The following is a 6,604-nucleotide window of genomic DNA, read 5'->3' on the forward strand; positions in this document are numbered from 1 at the left end:
GCAAAGAAAATACCGTTAAATCAAGATTAGTACTTGACTAACGGTAGAAAAAACCAGACCTCATCAGTCTGGTTTCAGTCGTACTATTTAATATCTTGCCAAGTCCAATCCAACACTTCTTGAATATCTTCGCCAGTTTCGCGGATATAGTCGTGGTGGTATTGCAAAGTGTCGTCCATCTTTTGGACAAAGGCGGCAGACTTTTCAGCGTACCCTGGCACATGTTGAATGATGTCTTTGGCCAAGTGGAAACGATCGAGTTCGTTTAACACCCGCATATCAAATGGTGTGGTGATCGCGCCTTCTTCACGATAGCCATGCACATGCAAGTTATGGTTGTGACGATCAAAGAAGATGTCGCGGATCAAGTCTTCAAAGCCGTGGAATTGGAAGAACACTGGCTTGTCTTTGGTGAAGTATTGATCGAAATCAGCGTCAGACAACCCACGAGGATCACGGTCAGGAGACTTCAACTTCAACAAGTCCACCACGTTGACAAAACGGAACTTCAAGTCTGGGAAGTTGTCATGCAACAAGTTGATGGCAGCCAAGCTTTCCATGTTTGGTTCCGTCCCAGCAGCGGCAATGACCACATCTGGTTCCACACCATCGTCATTAGAGGCCCAGTCGATGCGCTTCAAGCCATTTTCAGCCAAGACTTTGGCTTCTTCAATAGAGTAGAACTGTGGCCGTGGTTGCTTGGACGTGATCAACAAGTTGATGGTGTTTTGGCTTGAGAAAACTTTTGGTGAAATGGCCAAAAGACTGTTGGCATCAGCCGGCAGATATTCACGAATGAATTCGCCTTTCTTTTCAGCCAAGTGGGTCAAAATGCCTGGATCTTGGTGAGTGTAGCCGTTGTGGTCTTGTTGGAAACTGGTTGAAGTCGATACCACATTCAAGGAAGGATAAGGCTTGTGCCAGTCTTCCTTGGCGGCTTCGCGCATCCACTTGAAGTGTTGGGTGAGCATGGAATCAACCACGCGCAAGAAGGCTTCATAAGAAGTGAACAAACCGTGACGCCCAGTTAAGGTGTAGCCTTCAGCAAACCCTTCTGCTTGGTGTTCAGATAATTGTGAATCGATGATCCGACCAGCTGGGGCCATATCTTCGTCGCAACCTTTTTGATCGATTGGTTCTAACCATTGACGCTTCGTGGCATCAAACAAACCATACAAGCGGTTGGACATGGTTTCATCCGGACCAAATACACGGAAGTTTTCTGGGTTGAGTTTGATCAAGTCGCGCAAGTAATCCGACCAAATGATCATATCTTGCTTGACGTTTTGACCGCGCTTGGTGTTGTCCAAAGCGTAATCTTCAAAGTTTGGCAAAATCAATGGCTTGGCGTGGTAGCCAACGTTCGTGATCGGGTTGGCAGCCATGCGCTTGTCACCTTTAGGGGTCATCGCTTGTAATTCTGGGATCAAGGTGCCGTTATCGTCGAACAATTCTTCTGGCTTGTAAGACTTCAACCAGTCTTCCAAAGATTCCTTGTGCGTCATGTCGTCGCGCTTAACAGGAATTGGAATTTGGTGGGCACGGAAGGAGCCTTCGATCGGTTCGCCGTTCCAAGTCTTAGGACCCGTCCAGCCTTTTGGTGTGCGGACGATCAAGACTGGCCAGTGTGGCATGGTGGTATCGCCAGTTTCACGAGCGTGCTTTTGGATGGCTTTGATGGATTCGATGGCTTTGTCCATCGCCTTAGCCATGATCGGGTTGAGCTTGTCAGCATCGTCGCCTTCAACAAAAATCGGCGCCCAGCCCATACCTTCAAAGTACTTGGTCAAATCTTCATCAGACTTACGGGATAAAATGGTTGGGTTAGAGATCTTGAAGCCGTTCATGTGCACGATCGGCAATACTGCCCCATCAGAAATTGGGTTGATGAAGGTGTTCGAGAACCAACTTGCCGCCAATGGGCCAGTTTCAGTTTCACCATCCCCAGTAACCGCAGCAGCGATCACATCAGGGTTATCCAAAACAGCACCAGTGGCATGGCTTAAGGTATAACCGAGTTCGCCACCTTCATGAATGGAACCTGGAATTTGCGCATTGGCATGACTTGCCGCACCGCCTGGGAAGGAGAAGCGCTTGAACAAGATCTGCATGCCTTTTTCATCTTGAGAGATATAAGGATACTTCTCGGAATAAGTGCCATCCAAATAAGCGTTGGATAACATCACTTGGCCACCATGACCTGGGCCTTCGAGGTAGAACATGTTTAAGTCGTACTTATTGATGACCCGGTTTAAATGGGTATAAATGAAGTTTTGACCAGAAATCGTGCCCCAGTGACCGATCGGGTAGAACTTCACATCGGAAGATTCCAATGGTCGGCGTAGTAAGGGATTCGCAGTTAAGTAAAGTTGCCCAACTGAAAGATAGTTTGCTGCGCGCCAATACGCAGTCATTTTGTCGAAATAAGCTTGAGAATCGTAATCTGTCGCCATGTCGAGATACCTGCCTTTTTTTGATTGACTTCAGTATACCATGTTTTGCCGAAAAATCACTTATAATCACTTAAAAAAACTTATCTTCTTGCGAGGATACCTTAATTATACGAGGACGCGGCAAAAAAGCCTAATAAGTTGTGCCGACCGAGCGCCAAAGTGTTAGAATATTCACAAGAAAGAAAATATGGTATACCATTCGGGGAGTTGAGCAAAATGCGTCTTGCTTTGTTTGATTGGTTATTAATTATTTTTGCTGTCGTTGCCGCCATCGCGCTGTTTACAATTGGCGCTGTCGTCGAAGGCGTCGTCATTGCCGTGTTAATGGTCATTGCGGTAGCCCTACACCACTCGTTAGGAAATTTCTCTGGTCGGATTTTGTAAGGGATTACAAATAGGGATCCTGTTCAAATTTGAACAGGCTCCCTATTCGTGTGTGCTTTAGCGCTAAATTACCGCTATTTTTCAACAAAAGAGTGCCAGCTACTATGCTGACACTCAAGTAAGTGAGATGAATGTTTTTACTTCGTCTTTACCTTGGATATTTCCAAAGCTGGAACTTCAGCGTTGACCACATCACCTTGATTAATTTTGAAATTACCTAACATATAATCTGCTGCATTGGTAATGATCATGAGAACAACTGGATTCTTACCAGCAGCTTGTACTTTTTTGAGATCCATTGTCGCAACTGGCGTATCTTTATGAACTTGATCGCCTTCTTTAACTTTGACATCAAATGGATCGCCATTTAATTCAACTGTGTCTAAGCCTAAATGGATCATCACTTCGGCACCATTTTCAGTATGGATACCCAATGCATGCTTCGTCGGGAATACAGTCATTACAGTGCCTTCGACCCCTGCGAAAATATTACCGTCTTCCGGATTCATTGCAAATCCTTCTCCGACCATTTTCTTTGAGAAGACATCATCTGGGACATCTTCAAGATTCATGAATTGTCCTTTAACTGGCGTAAATAGCGTTGTTTCAGTCGCAGTATCTTTAACCTCAACTTTTTGTGATTCGTGAACAGTTTGAGTTGTTGTGACACCTTCACCATTTTCCATGATATCATCGACTTCTTCACGTACGTTTGTAACGTCAGTGCCGACAATTACCTGAACTGCAGTCCCTTTTCTCACGACACCACTTGCACCAACGGCCATAAAGTTTTGATCTGGTGCAACCAATTGTGGATCGTTAACTTCGACACGTAACCGCGTAAAGCAATTAGTGACCGACGCGATATTATCGACGCCACCCAAGAACTCAACATACGCTGCAGCAGAATCGTAGAAAGCCGAGTGTTGCTTACCGTCATCGGATTTTCCAGCTGCTTGCTTTGCTTTGAAATCGGCTTTGGAGAACATGTTAACAACCCCTTCAGCGCGACCTGGTGTTGGCAAATCAAACTTCAAGATCAGGAATCTGAAGATCAAGAAGTAAATCATCATGAAGACCAAACCGATAGCCCACTGGACAACATATGTGGTCCAGTGATTAGCCCACATTGGAATATAGTTCTTAGCAATGAAATCAATCAAGCCACCACAGAACTCACCAGTAACACCAAAGACATACATCGTCGTTGCCAAGCACGCTGCAAGGAATGCATGCAAGAAGAACAAGGCTGGTGCAATGAACAAAAAGGTGTAATCGAAAGGTTCTGTAATCCCGGCAAATACGGATGTCATTACGCCAGGAATGATCAACGCTAACAACTTAGTCCGGTTTTCAGGTTTGGCAGTTGCATAAAATGCTGCTGCGATCCCTGGAACACCAAAGATATTAGAAAGCCCTTGAAGTGCGAATCCACCTTGAGGATAAAGGGAAATTAATGATTGCTTAGATGCGGCAAATACTGTAATATGCTTCATCCAATATAACGTGGTCCCACCGTTAACAATTGCCGGTCCATATTGGAATGGTGCGTAAATGAAATGGTGTAACCCCACTGGCAGTAATGCCTTCTCCAAGAAGATATAGATAAAGACGCCTAGGTCGCCAGCTGTGGTCAAGAATTGTTGAATGTTGGTTACGCCACGTTGGAAGTATGGCCAGCCCCAACAGAAGATCAAAGCCATTGGTAACATGGCGAAGAAACCGATCATTGCGACAAATGCTGAGCCTTGGAACACACCCAACCAATCGGGCAACTTCTTATCGAAGAACTTGTTATGCAGGTAAACAACAACCGCGGCGATCAAAATTGCCCCAACAACCCCGGTATCAAGTGTTTTGACCCCGGCAATAACCTTCAAGCCACTGGTTTCTGAAGTCGAAGCCAAATTGACCCCAAACGTTTTGCCAAACATGGACAAAATAGAATTAACAAAGTTATTGAATGTCATGTAAAGGACAAAAGCTTCTAGTGCTGCACGTTCTTTCCCATGATCTGCAAGCCCTAAAGGCAAGCCGATCACGAACAGCACTTCCATATTATTAAAGACGGTCCAACCACCAGTATCAACAACGGTCCAAAATACTGTCCAAGGTGTCCCTGCCGCAGCAATGCCACCCATAATATCTGCATTTAAGAAAACTGACGTGAGCCCTACGACAATACCCGAGAAGACAAAGAATACCACGGGTGTGAACATAGCGCCGCCAAAGCGTTGAAATTTAGCCATCATGGTTCCGTACCTCCGCGCGGGTTACTTGAGTTCTGGCCAATAGTCTTTGTTTGCAACGATCAAGTCATCTAATACTTTCTTTGCTTTATCTGCTGATGGAACGGTTTGGTTCAAGGTAAATGCTTGTAACACCTTTTGATAAGATCCTTCAAAATATCCGTCAACTAACAGCTTTTCAGCTGCATTTTGTGCTTCCATCAGGCCTTTATGGAAATCAGGAATATCGTGGCGCATCGAGATTGGTTCTGCACCCAAGCGCCCAACGTATGCTGGCACTTCAACTGCTGCGTCGTCACGCAGGTTAGGAATCGCACCGTGGTTTGGCAAAATCAACATGAAGCGATCATATAAATCATTCAAAATCGAGCAAGCCATATCCACGATATATTCGCCGTGCTCACCAAAGTCAAAGTCTAGGATTTCACCGTCAGCATGATGACGAATCTTTTCTGCCATTTCTTTGGTCCGCTTCAAGCGTCCATCCATTACCATGTTGGCACGGGTGTAGTTAGGATCAGTGCTTTCAACAACTAAATCTGGGAAGAAATAGTATTCCAAGTAGTTGTTAGGTAAGTAATCTGGGAACATCCGCACAATTTCTGAGAGCATGTTCCAAGCATCTTGCCATGACTGATCGCCTTTATTAAAGGAGGCGATTTTCATTGGCGCATCTTGCAACTTCTTGATCAATTCTGGCATCACGTCACGTTCAAGCTTCTTATCGTAAATCTCGGTATACCAACCGAAATGATTTAAACCATAATATTGGCAAATCCAGTTCTTGCGATCATAACCGAAGTTCCGTGCCATGGTTTCTTCAATCGAAATCGTCATGTCACAGGCATTGATCATATGCGCATTTGGATATTGCCGACGAATCGCTTCAGCAATCAAAGTTTCTGGATTGGTATAATTCAAGATCCAAGCGTCTGGCGCATATTCTTGGACGTAACCCACAACCCCTAAAAGCCCTTTGATCGACCGTAAACCGTATGAAAAGCCACCAACACCACAAGTTTCTTGACCGACTAAGCCATACTTAAGCGGAATTTTTTCATCCTTCTCACGCATCTCCATGCCACCAACACGAATTTGGGAGAAGACAAAGTCCGCGCCAGTAAAGGCTTCTTTAGGGTCCAGTGTTGCAACAAGTTCGATATTGTCATATCCGTCGTGCTTGAGCATATATTTAATAATGACATTCATATCTTCATTACGGACTGGGTCAATATCGTATAAGGTGAATTTTGTCACTGGGAAGCGGTCGCTATTATGCAAGACCGCTTGAATAATACCTGGGGTATACCCACTACCCCCACCAGCGATTACAACATGCAAATCTTCATGTTTCATTGCAATTCCTCCTTTTGAATACGCTTGCATTATAGGTATAATTGAAGACGAATTGAAACCCATTTTCTAGTAAGCGCATTCATTTTCCGATACCGAAAATATTTTCAATTCGCAAATTGCAAGAACAAGTTAGCCACCCCATGGCACGACACCGTGAGATGA

The 6,604-nt window shown here is 44.8% G+C and carries 4 protein-coding genes; 1 reads left to right on the top strand and 3 read right to left on the bottom strand.

Annotation, left to right across the window (positions count from 1 at the left end; translation table 11 throughout):
• Positions 1-83: 83 nt before the first annotated feature.
• Positions 84-2,453: a phosphoketolase family protein gene (locus tag FD01_RS09630; protein ID WP_054719178.1), complete on the bottom strand. Its 2,370-nt coding sequence runs from the start codon at positions 2,451-2,453 to the stop codon at positions 84-86.
• Positions 2,454-2,612: 159 nt separating this feature from the next.
• On the opposite strand from FD01_RS09630, the gene FD01_RS16100 reads away from it, so the two are divergent.
• Positions 2,613-2,837 (top strand): hypothetical protein, encoded by a 225-nt coding sequence (locus tag FD01_RS16100; protein WP_152164605.1) that lies wholly within the window; start codon positions 2,613-2,615, stop codon positions 2,835-2,837.
• A 137-nt stretch (positions 2,838-2,974) separates the two neighbouring features.
• On the opposite strand, the gene FD01_RS09635 is transcribed toward FD01_RS16100, so the two are convergent.
• A complete protein-coding gene (locus FD01_RS09635; RefSeq protein ID WP_056963958.1) occupies positions 2,975-5,089 on the bottom strand; it encodes an alpha-glucoside-specific PTS transporter subunit IIBC in 2,115 nt (704 codons plus the stop codon).
• A gap of 21 nt (positions 5,090-5,110) precedes the next feature.
• Positions 5,111-6,442, bottom strand: a complete 1,332-nt coding sequence (locus FD01_RS09640) for a family 4 glycosyl hydrolase (RefSeq protein WP_054719181.1) — start codon at positions 6,440-6,442, stop codon at positions 5,111-5,113.
• Between the last annotated feature and the right edge of the window lie 162 nt (positions 6,443-6,604).

Origin of the sequence: Lacticaseibacillus manihotivorans DSM 13343 = JCM 12514 (genome assembly GCF_001435035.1) — a bacterium.
GTDB classification, from domain to species: domain Bacteria; phylum Bacillota; class Bacilli; order Lactobacillales; family Lactobacillaceae; genus Lacticaseibacillus; species Lacticaseibacillus manihotivorans.

Coding starts and splice junctions, on each gene's coding strand:
- FD01_RS09630 (WP_054719178.1), bottom strand. CDS start 2,453: ATGGCGACAGATTACGATTCTCAAGCTTATTTCGACAAAATGACTGCG.
- FD01_RS09640 (WP_054719181.1), bottom strand. CDS start 6,442: ATGAAACATGAAGATTTGCATGTTGTAATCGCTGGTGGGGGTAGTGGG.
- FD01_RS09635 (WP_056963958.1), bottom strand. CDS start 5,089: ATGATGGCTAAATTTCAACGCTTTGGCGGCGCTATGTTCACACCCGTG.